General features: G+C 46.8%; 19 protein-coding genes. 10 read left to right on the top strand and 9 right to left on the bottom strand.

Annotation, left to right across the window (positions count from 1 at the left end):
- Positions 1-95: 95 nt before the first annotated feature.
- The 4 genes from radC (at position 96) to mutM (ending at position 2,312) form a co-directional block, all read left to right on the top strand.
- The gene (gene radC / locus OGV69_RS06065) at positions 96-761 is read left to right on the top strand and encodes a RadC family protein (protein ID WP_038635368.1); all 666 of its coding nucleotides are present in this window, start codon (positions 96-98) and stop codon (positions 759-761) included.
- 218 nt (positions 762-979) lie between these two features.
- On the top strand, positions 980-1,216 hold the full coding sequence (rpmB, locus tag OGV69_RS06060; RefSeq protein WP_003024071.1) for a 50S ribosomal protein L28: 237 nt from the start codon (positions 980-982) through the stop codon (positions 1,214-1,216).
- A 20-nt stretch (positions 1,217-1,236) separates the two neighbouring features.
- On the top strand, positions 1,237-1,404 hold the full coding sequence (gene rpmG, locus OGV69_RS06055) for a 50S ribosomal protein L33 (RefSeq protein WP_003024094.1): 168 nt from the start codon (positions 1,237-1,239) through the stop codon (positions 1,402-1,404).
- A 98-nt stretch (positions 1,405-1,502) separates the two neighbouring features.
- Positions 1,503-2,312 carry a bifunctional DNA-formamidopyrimidine glycosylase/DNA-(apurinic or apyrimidinic site) lyase gene (gene mutM, locus OGV69_RS06050; RefSeq protein ID WP_069323705.1) on the top strand — a complete coding sequence of 270 codons (810 nt, stop codon included), beginning with the start codon at positions 1,503-1,505 and terminating at the stop codon, positions 2,310-2,312.
- Positions 2,313-2,360: 48 nt separating this feature from the next.
- Here mutM and coaD read toward each other — a convergent pair whose 3' ends face one another.
- Together coaD and waaA are read right to left on the bottom strand one after the other, a co-directional pair.
- On the bottom strand, positions 2,361-2,840 hold the full coding sequence (gene coaD, locus OGV69_RS06045) for a pantetheine-phosphate adenylyltransferase (protein WP_003024099.1): 480 nt from the start codon (positions 2,838-2,840) through the stop codon (positions 2,361-2,363).
- Positions 2,841-2,848: 8 nt separating this feature from the next.
- Positions 2,849-4,126 carry a lipid IV(A) 3-deoxy-D-manno-octulosonic acid transferase gene (gene waaA / locus OGV69_RS06040; protein ID WP_069323706.1) on the bottom strand — a complete coding sequence of 426 codons (1,278 nt, stop codon included), beginning with the start codon at positions 4,124-4,126 and terminating at the stop codon, positions 2,849-2,851.
- 396 nt (positions 4,127-4,522) lie between these two features.
- Here waaA and OGV69_RS06035 point away from each other — a divergent pair, with 396 nt between their 5' ends.
- Genes OGV69_RS06035 through OGV69_RS06020 form a run of 4 tightly spaced genes read left to right on the top strand, consistent with a single transcriptional unit; the run spans position 4,523 to position 8,544 of the window.
- The gene (locus tag OGV69_RS06035; RefSeq protein ID WP_069323707.1) at positions 4,523-5,647 is read left to right on the top strand and encodes a glycosyltransferase family 4 protein; all 1,125 of its coding nucleotides are present in this window, start codon (positions 4,523-4,525) and stop codon (positions 5,645-5,647) included.
- Positions 5,640-6,437: a lipopolysaccharide core heptose(I) kinase RfaP gene (gene rfaP, locus OGV69_RS06030; RefSeq protein ID WP_069323708.1), complete on the top strand. Its 798-nt coding sequence runs from the start codon at positions 5,640-5,642 to the stop codon at positions 6,435-6,437. Before OGV69_RS06035 ends, rfaP begins: the two co-directional genes overlap by 8 nt.
- A gap of 30 nt (positions 6,438-6,467) precedes the next feature.
- A complete protein-coding gene (locus tag OGV69_RS06025) occupies positions 6,468-7,487 on the top strand; it encodes a glycosyltransferase family 8 protein (protein WP_038635351.1) in 1,020 nt (339 codons plus the stop codon).
- Between the two features lie 46 nt (positions 7,488-7,533).
- Complete coding sequence (locus tag OGV69_RS06020; protein WP_069323709.1) at positions 7,534-8,544, top strand: glycosyltransferase family 8 protein; 1,011 nt, start codon at positions 7,534-7,536, stop codon at positions 8,542-8,544.
- A gap of 27 nt (positions 8,545-8,571) precedes the next feature.
- Here OGV69_RS06020 and OGV69_RS06015 read toward each other — a convergent pair whose 3' ends face one another.
- Genes OGV69_RS06015 through rfaD form a run of 7 tightly spaced genes read right to left on the bottom strand, consistent with a single transcriptional unit; the run spans position 8,572 to position 15,841 of the window.
- Complete coding sequence (locus OGV69_RS06015; protein ID WP_069323710.1) at positions 8,572-9,516, bottom strand: glycosyltransferase family 8 protein; 945 nt, start codon at positions 9,514-9,516, stop codon at positions 8,572-8,574.
- Positions 9,517-10,572 (bottom strand): lipopolysaccharide core heptosyltransferase RfaQ, encoded by a 1,056-nt coding sequence (gene rfaQ, locus OGV69_RS06010; protein ID WP_069323711.1) that lies wholly within the window; start codon positions 10,570-10,572, stop codon positions 9,517-9,519.
- Between the two features lies 1 nt (position 10,573).
- The gene (locus tag OGV69_RS06005; RefSeq protein ID WP_069323712.1) at positions 10,574-11,587 is read right to left on the bottom strand and encodes a glycosyltransferase family 2 protein; all 1,014 of its coding nucleotides are present in this window, start codon (positions 11,585-11,587) and stop codon (positions 10,574-10,576) included.
- Complete coding sequence (locus tag OGV69_RS06000; RefSeq protein ID WP_114140319.1) at positions 11,584-12,864, bottom strand: O-antigen ligase family protein; 1,281 nt, start codon at positions 12,862-12,864, stop codon at positions 11,584-11,586. Before OGV69_RS06000 ends, OGV69_RS06005 begins: the two co-directional genes overlap by 4 nt.
- 16 nt (positions 12,865-12,880) lie before the next feature.
- Positions 12,881-13,849 (bottom strand): lipopolysaccharide heptosyltransferase RfaC, encoded by a 969-nt coding sequence (gene rfaC, locus OGV69_RS05995; RefSeq protein ID WP_038635338.1) that lies wholly within the window; start codon positions 13,847-13,849, stop codon positions 12,881-12,883.
- 3 nt (positions 13,850-13,852) lie between these two features.
- Positions 13,853-14,899 carry an ADP-heptose--LPS heptosyltransferase RfaF gene (gene rfaF / locus OGV69_RS05990; RefSeq protein ID WP_069323713.1) on the bottom strand — a complete coding sequence of 349 codons (1,047 nt, stop codon included), beginning with the start codon at positions 14,897-14,899 and terminating at the stop codon, positions 13,853-13,855.
- A 9-nt stretch (positions 14,900-14,908) separates the two neighbouring features.
- Positions 14,909-15,841 carry an ADP-glyceromanno-heptose 6-epimerase gene (gene rfaD, locus OGV69_RS05985; RefSeq protein ID WP_003827312.1) on the bottom strand — a complete coding sequence of 311 codons (933 nt, stop codon included), beginning with the start codon at positions 15,839-15,841 and terminating at the stop codon, positions 14,909-14,911.
- A gap of 214 nt (positions 15,842-16,055) precedes the next feature.
- Here rfaD and kbl point away from each other — a divergent pair, with 214 nt between their 5' ends.
- Together kbl and tdh are read left to right on the top strand one after the other, a co-directional pair.
- On the top strand, positions 16,056-17,252 hold the full coding sequence (gene kbl / locus OGV69_RS05980) for a glycine C-acetyltransferase (RefSeq protein WP_069323714.1): 1,197 nt from the start codon (positions 16,056-16,058) through the stop codon (positions 17,250-17,252).
- Between the two features lie 9 nt (positions 17,253-17,261).
- Entirely contained in the window at positions 17,262-18,287 is a 1,026-nt protein-coding gene (gene tdh / locus OGV69_RS05975) for an L-threonine 3-dehydrogenase (protein WP_069323715.1), read from the top strand.
- Positions 18,288-18,413 lie beyond the last annotated feature (126 nt).

Here is an 18,413-nt window from a genome sequence, read left to right as displayed (position 1 = left end):
GCTTCAGTTTGCGAGCCGCTACGAAGAAGTGATAACAGAGCGTCGATTCGCGACAAGCGTTATGCCACTATGCGGACGCGAAAGGAGGGGAAAGCATGGAAAATACAGGACGTATGATGCCCCGGGAAAAGCTGTTGGCGCAGGGGGCTGGTTCACTTAGCGATGTTGAGCTACTGGCGCTTTTTTTACGCACCGGGATTCTGGGTAAAGATGTGCTGACGTTGGCAAAAGAGTTGATCCAGCATTTTGGTTCGCTGTATGGCCTGTTATCAGCAGACTATATGGCGTTTAGCCACGTTCACGGCATTGGCCTGGCGAAGTATGCACAGCTTAAAGGGATTGCCGAACTGGCAAGGCGCTACCATAACGTGCGAGTGATGGAAGAGCGCGCGTTACTTAGCCCGGAAATGGCGCGAGAATTTCTGCAAAGCCAGCTCGCGCAAGAGGAACGCGAGATCTTTCTGGTGATCTTTATGGATTCTCAACATCGTGTGATTAAACACAGCAAACTTTTTTCCGGCACGCTTAGCCATGTTGAGGTGCATCCACGAGAAATTGTGCGTGAAGCGATAAAAATGAATGCGTCAGCGGTGATCCTTGCCCATAATCACCCTTCGGGTTGTGCAGAGCCGAGTAAAGCAGATAAACTCATCACCGAGCGTGTTGTGAAATGCTGTCAGTTCATGGATATCCGGGTGCTTGATCATCTGGTCATTGGGCGCGGAGAGTACGTTTCTTTTGCGGAACGCGGTTGGATTTAACGCACTTTACGCGATCCATCGGGATCTTTGTCTGTTCGGGACTTGAGCATAACGCCGGGTCAGCGTATACTACGCCACCTTTGAGAATCTCGGGTTTGGCATTTGGGCCTGGCAATCGAGAGTTCACTTAGAACTACGCGATGACCGGGCTGTAAAGCCTGACGAGGCGCCGATACCCCATACGAAGCTCGAGCTAATTTGATTTTTGGAGAATAGACATGTCCCGAGTCTGCCAAGTTACTGGCAAGCGTCCGGTGACCGGTAACAACCGTTCCCACGCACTGAACGCGACTAAACGCCGTTTCCTGCCTAACCTGCACTCTCACCGTTTCTGGGTTGAGAGCGAAAAGCGTTTTGTCACCCTGCGTGTATCTGCTAAAGGTATGCGTGTTATTGATAAGAAAGGCATCGAAACAGTTCTGTCTGAACTGCGTGCCCGTGGCGAAAAGTACTAAGTACTAAGAGGAAATAAATCATGGCTAAAGGTATTCGTGAGAAAATCAAGCTGGTTTCTTCTGCTGGTACTGGTCACTTCTATACCACTACGAAGAACAAACGTACTAAGCCGGAAAAACTGGAACTGAAAAAATTCGATCCAGTTGTCCGTCAGCACGTTCTCTACAAAGAAGCGAAAATCAAGTAATTCTCGCTTTGATGTAATAAAAAACCTCGCTTCGGCGGGGTTTTTTGTTTTCTGGCCGTCCCCATATTAATGTGACCTGATACATCGCCGGAGATACTATGCCTGAATTACCTGAAGTCGAAACCAGCCGCCGTGGTATTGAGCCGCATCTGGTTGGGGCAACGATTATGCACGCGACTGTGCGTAACGGTCGTTTGCGTTGGCCGGTATCCGAGGAAATCTACCGGTTGAGTGATAAACCCGTTCTCAGCGTACAGCGGCGCGCGAAATACCTGTTGCTGGAACTGCCGGATGGTTGGATTATCATTCATCTGGGGATGTCGGGTAGTTTGCGTATCCTTCCTGAAGAGCTTCCGGCAGAAAAGCATGACCACGTCGACTTAGTGATGAGTAACGGCAAAGTTCTGCGCTATACCGATCCTCGCCGTTTTGGCGCTTGGCTGTGGACGACAGAGCTCGATGGGCATAATGTTCTCGCTCATCTTGGACCAGAGCCACTGAGCGACGATTTCAACGCCAGTTATCTGCAGCAGAAATGCGCGAAGAAGAAAACCGCGATTAAACCCTGGCTGATGGATAACAAGCTGGTGGTGGGGGTAGGTAATATCTATGCCAGCGAGTCGCTGTTTGCAGCGGGTATCCATCCTGATCGTCTGGCGTCATCTTTGTCGCAGGATGAGTGCGAACTACTGGTGCGCGTCATTAAGGCGGTTTTGCTGCGTTCGATCGAACAGGGTGGAACGACGCTGAAGGACTTCCTGCAAAGCGACGGTAAGCCGGGCTATTTTGCCCAGGAGCTGCAGGTCTATGGGAGAGAAGGCGAACCCTGTCGCGTATGCGGCGCGCCGATCATTGCGACAAAACACGCCCAGCGTACGACGTTCTACTGCCGTCGCTGTCAGAAATAACATTCGTTGCTGGCCGGATAAGCTGTATGTCTTATCCGGGCAGACGTATTACTTTAGTTTACTCATTAACGCCTGATGGACGTTTTCCGGCAGAAAGTGCGTCACATCTCCCTGGTGGCGGGCGACTTCTTTCACCAGTGACGATGAGATAAATGACCACTCTTTAGACGGCATCAGAAAGACGCTTTCCAGTTGCGGCATCAGGTGGCGGTTCATGTGGGCCAACTGCATTTCATACTCAAAATCTGCTACCGCGCGCAGGCCACGGATCAGAATGTTAGCCTGATTATCACGGGCAAAGTTTGCCATTAAGTCGCTGAATCCCAGAACTTCCACATTGCCAAGATGCGCCGTTGCCTGTTGCGCCAGCTCGACGCGTTCTTCAAGGGTAAACATCGGTTTTTTACTGGGACTTGCGGCAATCGCCAGGATCACGTGATCGAACATGCTGGTCGCACGCGTCACGATATCAAGATGGCCGTTAGTTATGGGATCAAAGGTTCCTGGATAAATCGCCCGTTTTTGCATGATTTGCCTCAATGCGTTTTGGGTGGCAGATAAGGTTCCAGCAGCTGCAGCAGGCGCTGTAGCGCGCCCTGATTTTGATACAGGACTTCAACTGCATGACGGCCATAAAAATTACGATAATCGGCATCGGTCAGTAAAGAAGAGACCTCTTTCACCAGCGTGGTTGCGTCGGTGACGGTAATCAATCCGCTTGCCTGTTCGAGACGAGCACAAATATCTTTAAAATTAAAGGTATGTGGCCCCATCAGTACCGGAATGGCGTGTGCCGCGGCTTCCAGTGGGTTGTGCCCGCCACGTTCAACCAGTGAACCACCGACAAAAGCAAGGTCAGCAATGCCGTAAAGCAACATCAGCTCGCCCATGGTGTCGCCGATAACGACCTGTGTATCTGAGGATGGAACTTCGCCAGAAGAGCGTGTGGTATAGCTTAGCCCAGCCTGGCGTACGAGGTTAATGGCATCCGGGAATCGCTCAGGATGTCTGGGAACCAGGATCAGCAAAAGATTAGGAAACTGATTTAATAACGCCTGGTGGGCTGCAATGATAATGCTTTCTTCACCATCGTGCGTGCTGGTTGCAATCCACACCGGGCGATGAGGCGCCCATTGACGACGCAACGTAATCGCTTTGGCGGCCAACTGTGGCGTGACGGAAATATCAAACTTCAGGCTGCCGGTGACGGTGACCTGATTGCTCCTGGCGCCAAGCGTAATAAAACGCGCGCCATCTTCTTCGTTCTGTGCGGCAATCAACGTAATTCGACGCAGTAGCTTACCAACAAATTTGCCTAATTTTGCGTAGCCAGCGGCTGAACGCGCAGAAAGCCGTGCGTTGGCGATGACCAGAGGAATACCGCGCTTATGGAGTGCCGCGATCAGATTTGGCCACAGCTCGGTTTCCATGATTAACACCAGCTTGGGGTCAACTTTATTTAGGAAACGGTTCAAAGCATCCGGTAAATCGTATGGCAAATAAATGTGCTGAACGTCAGTACCAAACGCGGATTGTACGCGCTCAGAGCCGGTTGGCGTCATGGTGGTTACCGTGATCGGCAAGTCGGGATAACGATGTCGCAGAGCACGGACTAATGGAATAGCTGCCAGCGTTTCGCCCACAGAAACTGAGTGAAGCATGATGCCGCCTGGTTTTAGCGGACGGCGGTAAAAACCGTAGCGTTCACCCCAGCGTTTACGGTAGGCCGGAGCCTTACGTCCGCGCACCCAAAGCCGTATCCAGATCAAAGGCTGAATAAGGTAGAAAAGGGCGGTGTAAAGCAATTCGAGCATAATGGTAGCTAACTTATGAATGTGCTGGGGATTCTATGTATTTAACTATGGCTTTACCATCATTTTTATCCAGGTCGCAGCAAAACGATGGAATCGTCGCGGCACTGTTTTAATCGGCGGCATTTTTAAAAATGCCTATAAACGTACTGACGCGGCTTAACGTCTTGTGCGGCGCGTGTTTTAAGGTGAATGCGTTAATTTTATATCTTTTTGTTTTTAATGATTTATTTCTTTATTTTGTTCAAAAAATATTCGTTTCGGAATGCGTGGTAATAAATGATATACTACTGCGCAATTTCAGGTAGCTAGCCGGCAGAAACGTTTCGAAAACATGGGCGGTAAACTTTGGATGTATCAGACCTGCTATGCCTGGCGACGCGATGCGGATATTAATGCATGAATATTGCTTTTTGTTTGTACAAGTATTTCCCCTATGGTGGGCTACAGCGTGATTTTCTGCGAGTAGCGCTCACGGTTGCTGCGCGAGGTCATCATGTCCAGGTGTTTACCCAGTCATGGCAGGGCGAACGTCCGGAAGGACTCGAAATTATACTCGTACCCGTCACAGCCAGAACTAATCATGGGAAAAACGAGCAATATTATCAGTGGGTTCAGAATTATTTAAGTCAGCATCCCGTCGATCGTATCGTTGGTTTTAATAAAATGCCTGGGTTGGATGTGTATTACGCCGCCGACGTTTGCTATGCGGAAAAGGTCGCTCGCGAGAAGGGCTTCTTCTATAAGTTGACGCGTCGGTATCGGCACTACTCTGCATTTGAAAAAGCGACGTTTCAACAAGGTTCCGGTACCACGCTTTTGATGTTAACCGATAAGCAAATCGGTGATTTCAAACAGCATTATCATACCGAGAGCCAGCGTTTTCGTATTCTGCCGCCAGGTATCTACCCAGACAGAAAATACAGCCTGCAACCTGAAAACAGCAGGCAGATTGTCAGAGAAAAGAATGGTATTGCTCTCGATCAGTTCCTGCTTCTGCAGGTCGGATCAGATTTCAAGCGTAAAGGTGTGCCAAGAAGCTTACACGCGTTGGCTTCTTTACCTGAGACTATACGTCACCGTACTCAGTTGATGGTTGTTGGTCAGGATAAGGCCGATCGTTATCGTGCTCTGGCCCGCCAATTGGGTATTGAAAAGCATGTGCAATTCTTCTCGGGGCGAGATGATGTCGCTGAATTGATGTCCGCTGCTGATTTATTGCTTCACCCGGCAGTTCAGGAAGCCGCTGGTATTGTCTTGCTAGAAGCCGTAGTAGCCGGGCTGCCAGTATTAACTACTGAGGTATGCGGCTACGCAGGTTATATCACTGCCGCCCGATGCGGCGTGGTGATTCCTGAACCTTTTGCGCAGGAAAATTTGAATACAGCGCTTTTCGATGCGCTGCAAAATAATGAGCAGAGAAGTCGTTGGGCTGGAAATGCGCGACATTTTGCTGATACAGAAGATCTCTACAGTCTGGCAGATAAAGCTGCAGATATCATTTTAGGTCTCGAAAATGATTGAATTGAAAGAACCATTTGCCACGCAATGGCAAGGAAAAGACCCGTTCACGGAAGTCACTAAGCTGGATGGCGAGGTTTTTCGCGCTCTGGAAACTCGGCGTACCCTGCGTTTTGAGATGATGGGAAAAGGTTACTTTCTTAAATATCATCATGGGACCACGCTTAAAGAAGTGGTGAAAAACCTTATTTCTCTGCGCATGCCTGTGCTTGGCGCGGACCGGGAGTGGCTGGCGATTCACCGTTTGCAAGCACTGAATGTGGAAACAATGACGGGGGTTGCTTTTGGACAGAAAGGCCTGAATCCGTTAGAGCGAACCTCATTTATTATCACCGAGGATCTTTCTCCTGCCATCAGTCTTGAAGATTTTTGCGCCAATTGGGGAGTTGAACGGCCCGATTTTGTATTAAAACGGACCATTATTACCCGCGTGGCGGAAATGGTGGGTAAAATGCATCGAGGTGGGGTAAATCATCGGGATTGTTATATTTGCCACTTCCTGCTCCAACAGCCGATGCCAGCAGATGTTGCGGATATCAAACTTTCTGTGATTGATCTACATCGTGCTCAAATACGTCAGCAGGTACCACGCCGCTGGCGGGATAAGGATTTGATCGGGCTCTATTTCTCCTCACTGGAAATTGGTCTAACGTCCAGAGATATCTACCGTTTTTTACGTGTCTATTTTTCGATGCCATTACGTGAAATCTTTCGTCAGGAAGTCAGGTTGTTTGAACAGGCTGTCACAAAAGCGCAAAAAATAAGACAAAGAACAATAAGAAAAGCGCTATAAATTACACATGAAGTTTGAGGCTATTTTATTATGAACATCGATTTCCAGAAGTTGATCATTCAAAAACATATCATCGACAGCTCTACGCATGACAAGAGTAAAAAACTAAGCGTTGCGTATGGTGTTGATCGTAATTTTTTGTTTGGATCTGGCATTTCTATGACCTCAGTATTAGTGAATAATCCTGATATTGATATCCATTTTTATATCGCCACTGACTATATTGATGACGACTATCTGGAAAGCATAAAACGACTGACACAAATGTACAGTACGACCGTGACTGTCCTTGTTTTCGATAATGCGGCATTTCGTGAACTGCCGAGCACGAAAGCCTGGACTTATGCAATGTACTATCGTTACTTTGCATTTGAATATTTAAGCACCGAATTAAGCTCGGTACTGTATCTGGATGCCGATGTCATTTGTAAAGGTTCTCTACGGGAACTTACTGAGATTAATTTCTGTGGGGAATATGCAGCTGTTATTAATGATGTTGATGAAGTGCGAATTAAATCCGGTACCAGACTCGGTATCCCTGAACTGAGTAATGGGTATTTTAATTCGGGTGTTGTATTTGCGAATCTCGAAGTATGGCGTGAGCAGCAGTTGTTAACTAAAGCATTTTCTATATTAGACAAACGCCAAAAAGAATTGCTTTATTTCGACCAGGACGTACTCAATATTTTGTTTGTCGGGAATGTTATTTTCCTGAGAAGAGACTTTAACTGCATTTATGGCGTTGATCAGGAGCTCAAAAATAAAAACGATAAGATTTATCAGGATTTCATTACCGATGATACGGTATTAATTCACTATGTGGGCGTCACTAAACCATGGCATTCATGGGCTAAATACCCGGTGGCTAAGTTTTTTATTGATGCATATCAGAAATCCGCATGGGCGGAAAAGTCTCTGTTAAACGCAAACACAGCCAAGTTGTATAAACGTAAGTCACGACATGAAAGAGTGCAGCGAAAATATATCCGTTCTGTGCTAAGTCATGTTATGTATATAAAAAATAAACTACATAATGCACGGTCGCACTAGTCTGTTGTGCAGATAATTTTCAGATAGCATAAAAAAGGTGTAGTACATGAATTTTGATTGTCATCAGTCTATCAAGGATACCATTGAGATCTTTGGTGCTCCAACAGATCATACCCCGCAGCTGAATATTGCATGGGGGGTTGATCAGAATTTTATGTTCGGAGCGGCAGTTTCGATGTCGTCCGTTTTACTACATAATCAAGATATCAGCATTCATTTTCACCTTTTTACTGATTATATTGATTCAGATTATCGACAACGGCTTGAAAAACTAGCAAAAAAATTTGCTACTAATATAACTGTCTATGTAATGAATGCTGAAGGACTAAAGGTCTTGCCATGTGGAAATGCCTGGTCTCATGCGACTTATTTTAGATTTATTGCATTTGAATATCTTAGTGAAAAAATCGATAGTTTGCTCTATATTGATGCCGATGTGGTATGTAAGGGTTCGTTGATTGATTTAACGAATATCAAATTTGAGCATCATGTTGCTGCCGTTATCCAGGATGTTGATGATAGTCGCTCATATGCCGCTACTCGTCTTAATGTTCCAGAGTTTAATGAGCAATATTTTAATGCTGGGGTTATTTTTGCTAATTTAAAGGAATGGAAGGAACAACAATTTTTCTCTAAAGCATTTTCTACTCTGTTAGATAAAACTAAGAAATTTGCGTTTCTTGACCAGGATGTTTTGAATATCATGTTTTTGGGGAAAACTATTTTCTTACCACGAATTTATGATGCAATATATGGTATTAAACAAGAGCTTAAGAGCAAAGATATTTCAAAATATAAAGAGTTTATAACGCCTGAAACCATTTTGATTCATTATATAGGCGTTACCAAGCCATGGAATTCATGGGCTAACTATCCTTCAGCACAGTATTTTGTTGAAGCGTGGAAGTCTTCTCCATGGGCTGATGTTCCTTTGTTACCAGCCAGAACACCAAAGCAATACAAAAAGAAATCACGGCATGAAAGGCTACAAGGAAAGTATTTCGCTTCAGTAATTAGCTATATCGGCTATTTACGTGCAAAGTTACAAAGTAAGTAAAAAAACTCCCGAAAGGGAGTTTTTTATTTAGCGTAGTTTTGTCTTGAGATATTTCAGATACCATTTGATAGAAGCGCAGTAATTTCCTCTTTTGGCTTCCTGACGTGAGTAAACCCGATAATCAGTAGGTCTCATTCGTGGAGCATAAGAGCGCATTTCTGTGTTCTGCCATGGTGTGAAATGATGGTAGAAAAGATACAGTTGCTGTGAAAGCCCAGTGTGTTCTTTATACCATGGCTTTCGTCCACCGGTGAAATGGATAATGCGTGGCAGGATATCTTTTTGATAGAAGAAACTCTCTTTTTGTTGGTCGTTAAACCAGTTAAACAAAAAATTCCATCGATTATCAATAAATTTGACGTTGCCATCCATTGCAATATTCAGAGCATCTTGATCAAAGTAAGGTAGAGTTTTCCCTTGTTCAAATAGCACAGTATTAGCTTTGTTTTCGATGTCGAATTTAATCCAATTTGCGATATTAATATACAAAAAACCAGCATTGAAGTAATGACCCGTACTGAGACCCAGGCGTTTGGCATTTTTTGTATCATGGATATCGAGCGAGTCGTGGCTGACTGCGCAAATGACGTTACTGATATCAATACTGTTAATATCATTGAGTTTATCGAAACACAGAGTGTCTGCATCTAAATAGATAAAGTACTCAACTTTATCTTTTAATAAGCGCGGAACGGCAAGGCGCATATAGGTTGAACGGTTCAGGTGTTTGATTGCAAAGTCATTGTTATATTTCTCAATCTCTTCTTTATCAATATTGATAACCTGAATTTTATCGCTGGTTGCGCGCAGTTTATTGATTTCGTCGTCTGAGACGTCATAGACAAAAACGAAAAATGACAAGTCTTGTCCAGGGTTGTTCATTATGACAGACATAATGGACACTGCTACATATTCCAGATAATTGGCATCTGTACAGTAAGCAATATTAATAACGTTTTTTTTGTTGTCCATCTATGCTTTCTCATTGCCTTTATTATTGCCACTATCATGAAGTACCCTATCGATAGCGTCAATCACGGCTTGCTCCGGTATCCATGTTAAATATTTTTTTGACCTGTCGAGTTCATCTCTGGGAGGCATGGGATGGTAATCGCCAGCCCAAATCAATACAGCATTATCTGACCATGGTCTCCATTGCTGATAATTGGTTGCCCCAAACAGGCAAACCTGTGGTGTTCCTAATGCTGCCGCCATATGCATAGGCGCAGAATCGACCCCGATGTAAAGAACCGCATGGTCGATCAACGCGGCCAATTGCAGGAAGGTTGTTTTGCCTGCCAGTGTCAGGTCAGGTGATGATTGACACTGTTCAGCAATACGCTGGACTTGCTGTTGTTCACTCAATGCTGGCCCACAGGTTAGGTAAACATGCAGGCCACGCTGATGCAGATAGTCAATCACATGGGCAAATTTATCATCATCCCAACATTTGAATTCTTGTCTGGCAGTAGGTTGAATAACGACATATTTTTGTGAAGGTAATGCCGGAAGTTGGGAAACCAAATAGTGGTAATCATCCCGGCGGTAGTGCAGTGACATCTCTTTTTTCAGATCGGTCTCGCTAAACCCAACACCTTTTAGAATGGAGAGATTTTGTTCAACTATATGCGTACCGGTCAGCGTTGTAACCCGTGAAAAAAGCTTGTTCCATTGTTTCTTATCCCGTTCAAATGCAATTGAGGGGCGACGTAATGAGGCAATAAGAGCGCCAATCGGCCACTGCTCGGTTAAATTAACGATCAGGTCGTAGTGGTTTTTTTTCAGCTGTTGGCGCACTGAAAGATAATTTTTTACTGTATCTAAAAGGCCTTTCTTTTTCTCAATGAGATAAAACTCATTAATACTTTCATTTGCTGCCAAAATTGATTTTGTATCTTTATAAAGAAGCAGATCGATTTTAGCATGAGGATAACGAGCCTGAATGCTGGCAATGACAGGTGTTGTTAATAGAACATCACCATAAAATTTGAGCTTGCAAATAAGAACACGGTCGACTTTATCAAACATGTTAAAATCCCTTTCGAAAAAATAAATTTTTGCATGCAGATAGTATCTTGTATCTTATTTCAGAAATTGAACGGTCGATATGCGGATATTTCATCTTAAGGATTATTTTGTTTTTAACGATTTTGGTATCGCAGCATGCAAGTGCATTCTGAATGTCATTTAACATACTTTCGTTATAACGATAGTAGCCTTTCTTTTTACGTAAAAGTTTGCGGCCTTCCAGAAAACAATTGATGATCATTAATGTGGCGACAGTACGTTTTTCGTTATTTTTATTCACATAGTTATACATTTTTCGCATAGCAAAGAAGATGCTGTCCGCATCGCTATCAATAATGTTTTCGGTAATGCTTTTTTCATTTACCCGATAGTAATATAATTTATTTTCTATCTTTAATATGCAATGACACTTAAAGTATTGAAAGGGACAAAAAATCATGTCTTCATATCGACGATGTTCTTCGAATCGATCGTTGCCAATAATGTCGCGGTGAAAGATTTTTGTCATAAGATGCCATTGCCCGGCACGGAAAGTTGGCAACAGGGGAGCATAGTTATCATCAGCCAAAATAATTTCGTGTTCGGCTAAAGCATGCTTTGCACCAGGTTTGTTCTGATACAGATTTTTGATATCCCTGGTTAAGTTGAATTCCACGATATCATATTTTTCCTCCCTCAGTTTAGGGAGGAGAATAGTGAAATAATCCTTACAGACAATGTCATCGCTGTCGATAAAACCAATATACTTTCCCGTTGCATGGGCAAGCCCAACGTTACGGGTGATTGCAACACCTTGATTTTTTTGGTTTATATATTTAACGTTGTTGCAGTTATGTTCACGATAAAATGCCTTGATGCGCTCTTCCGTTAAATCTGTTGAACCATCATTAACAATTATTACCTCCACTTCGTCAGTAATGCTCTGATGGATAGACGCCAACGTCGCTGTGATGAGTTCAGCATTGTTATAAGTGGGAATAATTATGCTCAGCAAATAACCTGAAGCGTTAATCATGGCATTGTTCTCTCGTCGGAATTCGAACTCAGCATTACTGCTACGCATAACGCCAGTACGCTGCTCAAGGCTTCACCTTTGGCATATAATAATAAATCACTCAGGCCATAGATAGCGATAGCGCCTGAAATGACAAACAACAGAGGACTACGTTGCCAGTAAGCTCTTAAAAACATAGCGGTATAGAGCAAGAGTAGCACAACAACTCCGGGGATGCCCTTTAGCGAAAAGGTATCAACGATTTCGTTATGCAGGTGAACGTTAAGGAACTCAAGCGCCCCTTGTAGCGAGGTATCTTGCACAGCAAGTTGCTGAATTTCTGCACCACGTTGTTCAAGTGATTGCCCCTCGAGATGTACTTTCCCTGACTCAATACCTGCTCGTTGCATTGCAAGCCGCGCGCCAATAGAGGTATTACTATTGTTCTGACTGTAGGAATGCAAATCGACCATCATGTTCTGGTAACGATTTTCAATAATTGATTTAAGCGGAATTGACGCTAACCCAACCAGTATCACGAAGCCCAATAACGCTTTGATCAACATGGCCCGGTTATGACGATAGCGCATGAGAAACAGGCCGATACTCAGAATCGGGTATACCAAAATAGCCGCCCGAGTTTGCGTGGTTATGATCACCGCCAGCGATATCAAAAAATGTAACAGATACAGTGAAACGGTATGTTTTATACGCAGGTTGATGATGGCCTGAGATGCCAATAAGCCAATCAATGTTAGTGCATAAGCTGTACCAGTTTGGTGTTCAAATCCGAGTGCCAAACGATAGCTTAATAAATCAGGCTGATTCACAAGTTCATATCCCGCGAAAAGATACAAACCGATTGCCGTAAGAATCACCCAGATACTGGTTATGCGGGTTTTATTGGCACACGGTGCTCGCGATGTTAGCGCGGTCATCACCAGCGCGGCAAACAGCATCACTTTGCCACCGTTCTGATATGAGCGGTAGGCTCCGGTAAAGGCCGAGCCTGGTTGTTTAAATATTTCTACCCAAATAATCTGGAGCAAACCGAAGAGCAGCAACATAAAAGGCAAAACCAGATTCTTTTTCTCACTGCATACATACTTTAAGTTTTTACCTATAAGAGGCAGAGACAGAGCAGTGGAGAAAATAAATATCTTCAGCGCTTCATCTGGATTGACCAGCACCATCCCGAGAGTAGCAAGTATCCCGGCATAAAATAAGCAGTATACAAAATCGAATGGATTATTTTTTATACTATATATAAAGCGAGAAAACATGTGTTGGTGAAGCATGGTTCATCTCTTAAAGTTAAAGCAAATTATTATCAACCAGCGATGCGTTGACTAAACTAGCATTCAGATCCTGCAATTTTCCGGAATGACTCTGTTGTGTATATTGGTTTTTCCCATATCCCCCAATCAGTCCCGGATCAGTTGGGCCATACAGCGTAATATTTGGGCGATCCAATGCGGCGGTTAAATGGCTTAGGCCTGTATCAACCGATACTACAAATTTGGCCCCTGCGAGAACACGGGCGACCTCTTCCAGACTCATTCGTGGCAGGACATCAACGTAAGGGAACCCTTCCGCCAGTCGCCTGGCACGCGCTTCTTCATGCGCGGCTCCCCAGGGCAGTTTAATGCGTATGCCTGCATTGTTTAACAGGCCAATCAGCTCCCGCCAGTTGGCTTCCGGCCAGTGCTTATCATCACGGGTGGTGGCATGCAGAAACACCGCATATTGCCCTGCATCAGCATTTACTTCTGTCAAAAAATGCTGAGCGATAGCGTAATCACCCTGCGATTGCGGTTTGTTATATCCCAGACTTTTCGCAAACAATTCACGCGTACGTTCTACGGCATGCTGTTGTTTGGCAATATGATGCTTGCGATTATAAAACAGGCTCGCCAGCGGTTCACGGGCCGTGCTCCAGTCCATACCATGCTTGATCCCGTGAGCCAGACGAGTAACCAGCGCTGCGCTTTTTACCAACCCCTGCGCATCAATTATCGCGTCATATTGCAGTAAACGGACCGCATCGCGGAACGTTTTACGCTCAGCTTTAATCGGCGCTGAAAACCACGCTTTACGCCAGCGGCGGATCGCTACCGGAATCACGCGGTCAACGGCCGAATGCCAGGAGGGTATCTGAGCGAACCCTTCTTCCACCACCCAGTCAAAGTGAATATCCGGTATGGCCTGCTGCGCATCGGTTAATGCGGGCAACGTATGCAGCACATCGCCCATAGACGATGTTTTAACGATCAGAACCCGCATCCGTCAGGCTTCCTCTTGTAACAACAGGTCATTAAGTTCTTCCAGTACGCGCTGAGGAGTAATGTCGATCAGGCTCTGATGATAGCCTTCTGCTGCATCGCCCTTACGCACTTTGTGGTAGCCCGTAATCAGGCGGACGACTCGCGCTTTGTGCGACAACGGCGGGGTAAAGTCCGGACTACTTGGGCCATATAATGCTACCAGAGGTCGATTCAACGCGGCGGCAACGTGCATTAATCCAGAATCATTGGTGACAACCGCTTTGCAGGCGGCGAGAAGAATGACCGCTTGCTCCAGCTGTGTCTCACCCGCCAGATTGCGGCACCAGGACTGCTGTTCAAGGCTCAGCGTAGCGAGGATCTCATTTCCGGCTTCGTGGTCTTTTGCAGAGCCAAACAACACAATCTGATGGCCTTCATCGATTAATTGTTTCGCCAGTTCCGCATAGTGGTAATGCGGCCAGCGTTTCGCCGGACCAAATTCCGCACCAGGGCAAAAACCGATGATGGGGCGTTCGGCAGAAAGAGAGAACTGACTACAGGTCAGGGATTTTTCACCTTCGCTGACCTGCAACTGCGGCCATAGCAGAGGCTGCGGCAAATCTTTGGCCGTCAGCATCACGCCTTTATCATAGGCCAGAGCCACATAGCGCTCGACCATCAACGGCCATGCTTCTTTATCCAGCACGCGCGCATCGTTTAGCAGGCCGTAGCGCATCTCGCCACGCCAGCCGGTACGATGGGGGATGCCAGCAAAAAACGGCACCAGAGCGGATTTAAAAGAATTCGGCAGCACCCAGGCGCGATCATAGCGTCTTTCACGCAGGCTATGACCGAGCTTACGGCGCTCGCCGATCTCCAGCGCGCCGTGTCCCAGCGGCATGGCGATGGCTTCGTTGACTTCAGGCATACGCGACAGCAGCGGACGGCACCACGCCGGTGCCATCACGTCGATTATCGCCTGGGGATAGCGCGCCTTGAGCGTGCGATAGAGACTTTGCGACATCATCATGTCGCCCACCCATGACGGGCCGATCACCAGTATTTTCATGCTAACTTCTTACGCGTCGCGGTTCAGCCAGGCCATATATTCCGTTACGCCTTCGGCAACGGTCTTAAACGGCTTGTCATAGCCCGCAGCGCGCAGGTTAGTCAGATCTGCCTGAGTAAATGCCTGGTAGCGGCCTTTCAGTTTTTCCGGGAATGGAATGTACTCAATGCTGCCTTTTTTATGGTACGCCAGCGTTGCATCGGCAACGGCCTGGAAAGATTCCGCGCGACCGGTGCCGAGGTTAAAGATGCCGGATACCCCGTTTTCGAGGAACCACAGATTTACCGCCGCCACATCGCCAACATAAACGAAATCACGTTTGAAGTTTTCACTGCCTTCGAACAGTTTTGGTGTTTCGCCATTGTTAAGCTGGGTATTGAGGTGGAAAGCGACGCTTGCCATGCTGCCTTTGTGGCCTTCACGCGGTCCGTAGACGTTGAAATAGCGGAAGCCAACAATCTGAGAGTTGGCTTCTGGCAGGATCTGACGCACGTATTCGTCGAACAGGAATTTTGAGTAGCCATAGACGTTCAGCGGTTTCTCATATTCTCGGGATTCGATGAAATCAGACGTACGACCGCCGTAAGTCGCGGCGGAAGAGGCGTACAGGAACGGAATTTCGCGCTCCAGGCAGTAGTGCAGCAGCTCTTTGGAGTATTGATAATTGTTATCCATCATATACTTGCCATCCCACTCGGTGGTGGAAGAGCATGCGCCTTCGTGGAAAATCGCTTCGATATCGCCGAAATCTTCGCCAGCCATAATCTGGATCAGGAAGTCTTCCTTATCCATGTAGTCAGCAATATTCAGGTCCACCAGGTTAACAAATTTAGTGCCGTCTTTCAGGTTGTCCACCACCAGAATATCGGTGATGCCTTTATCATTCAGGGACTTAACGATGTTGCTGCCGATAAAGCCCGCGCCGCCGGTAACGATGATCATAAATGTAACCTTCGAATTATGGAGTCAGAGACAATCTCAGACACGAATACTTCTATCATATCACTACATGGTCCAGGCTTCAGCCATTCACCGATAAGCTGTGCGGGTACGCGTGATTTATGCTTCATTTTGAAGAAGTGATGATGCGTCATCTCGTATCAATGTATAGCTTTGGGTAATATGTGCTGAAATTTGCCCAGTCTGGAGAATTGAAATGCGTGGGGATTTTTACAAACAGTTAACCAACGATCTCGAAACCGCACGTGCGGAAGGGTTGTTTAAAGAAGAGCGCATTATTACATCTGCCCAGCAGGCGGATATCACCGTGGCAGATGGAAGCCACGTTATTAACTTTTGTGCGAACAACTATCTGGGACTGGCTAACCACCCGGAACTGATTGCCGCGGCAAAAGCGGGTATGGATTCTCACGGATTTGGTATGGCTTCGGTACGCTTTATTTGCGGTACCCAGGACAGCCATAAGCAACTGGAGCAAAAACTGGCGGCTTTCCTTGGTATGGAAGATGCCATCCTTTACTCTTCCTGCTTTGACGCCAACGGCGGTCTGTTTGAAACGCTGTTGGGCGCAGAAGACGCGATCATCTCCGATGCCCTGAACCATGCTTCAATCATTGATGGCGTTCGTCTGTGTAAAGCGAAGCGTTTCCGTTACGCCAACAACGACATGGTCGAGCTGGAAGCGCGTCTGAAAGAGGCGCGCGAAGCGGGGGCTCGTCATATCCTGATTGCCACCGATGGCGTGTTCTCTATGGATGGCGTGATTGCGAACCTGAAAGGCGTCTGCGATCTGGCGGACAAGTATGATGCGCTGGTCATGGTTGATGACTCCCATGCGGTCGGCTTTGTCGGCGAAAATGGTCGTGGCTCTCATGAATACTGTGACGTGATGGGCCGTGTGGACATCATTACCGGTACGCTGGGTAAAGCGCTCGGCGGCGCATCCGGTGGTTACACCGCGGCCCGTAAAGAGGTCGTTGAGTGGCTGCGTCAGCGTTCCCGCCCTTATCTGTTCTCCAACTCACTGGCTCCGGCGATTGTGGCTGCTTCCATTAAAGTGCTGGAAATGGTCGAGCAAGGTAGCGAACTACGCGATCGCCTGTGGGCGAACGCGCGCCAGTTCCGCGAGCAAATGTCTGCCGCAGGCTTTACCTTAGCCGGTGCGGACCACGCGATTATCCCGGTTATGCTGGGTGATGCGGTGGTGGCGCAGGAGTTTGCCCGTGAGCTGCAAAAAGAGGGGATTTACGTTACTGGATTCTTCTATCCAGTGGTTCCAAAAGGCCAGGCGCGTATCCGTACTCAGATGTCTGCAGCGCATACCCCTGAGCAGATTACGTGTGCTGTTGAGGCGTTCACACGCATTGGTAAACAACTGGGCGTTATTGCCTGAGGATGTGAAATGAAAGCGTTATCCAAACTGAAAGCGGAAGAGGGCATTTGGATGACCGACGTTCCTGAACCGGAAGTCGGCCATAACGATTTGCTGATTAAAATCCGTAAAACAGCCATCTGCGGGACTGACGTTCACATTTATAACTGGGATGACTGGTCGCAAAAAACTATCCCGGTTCCGATGGTCGTGGGGCATGAATATGTCGGCGAAGTTGTTGGCATTGGTCAGGAAGTTAAAGGCTTTAAAATCGGCGATCGCGTTTCTGGCGAAGGTCATATCACCTGTGGGCATTGCCGTAACTGCCGCGGTGGGCGTACGCACCTGTGTCGCAATACGACCGGTGTCGGTGTAAACCGTCCTGGTTGTTTTGCACAATACCTGGTGATCCCGGCATTTAACGCGTTTAAAATCCCGGACAATATCTCCGATGATCTGGCGTCCATCTTCGATCCGTTCGGTAATGCGGTGCACACGGCGCTGTCGTTCGATCTGGTGGGAGAAGATGTGCTGGTATCCGGCGCGGGTCCAATCGGTATTATGGCGGCGGCGGTTGCGAAGCACGTTGGCGCACGCCACGTGGTGATCACCGACGTGAATGAGTATCGCCTTGAGCTGGCACGCAAAATGGGTATCACCCGCGCGGTCAACGTATCGAAAGAGAATCTGACCGACGTGATGGCTGAGCTGGGCATGACCGAAGGGTTTGATGTAGGCCTGGAGATGTCCGGTGCGCCGCCAGCGTTTCGCGCTATGCTGGATACCATGAACCACGGTGGCCGTATTGCTATGCTGGGTATTCCGCCATCTGATATGTCCATCGACTGGACTAAAGTTATCTTTAAGGGGCTGTTTATTAAAGGTATCTACGGTCGTGAGATGTTTGAAACCTGGTACAAAATGGCCGCTCTCATTCAGTCTGGTCTGGATTTGTCGCCAATTATCACCCATCGATTCTCCATCGATGAATTCCAGCAAGGCTTTGACGCGATGCGTTCAGGGCAGTCAGGGAAAGTGATCCTGAGCTGGGATTAACCGTATCCACGTAGTGGATTCTGCATGCCGTCCCCGGATGTTGACTATCGTTAACTCTCCGGGGATTTTTTTTGTTTGCTGCGCTCATTCGTCAGGCGCATTTTCCGCTAAAGGTTTGAGAAATTT

Source organism: Citrobacter sp. Cc139 (assembly GCF_030334645.1).
Classification (GTDB): Bacteria; Pseudomonadota; Gammaproteobacteria; order Enterobacterales; family Enterobacteriaceae; genus Citrobacter; species Citrobacter werkmanii.
This window is presented reverse-complemented; position numbering and strand designations above follow the sequence as displayed.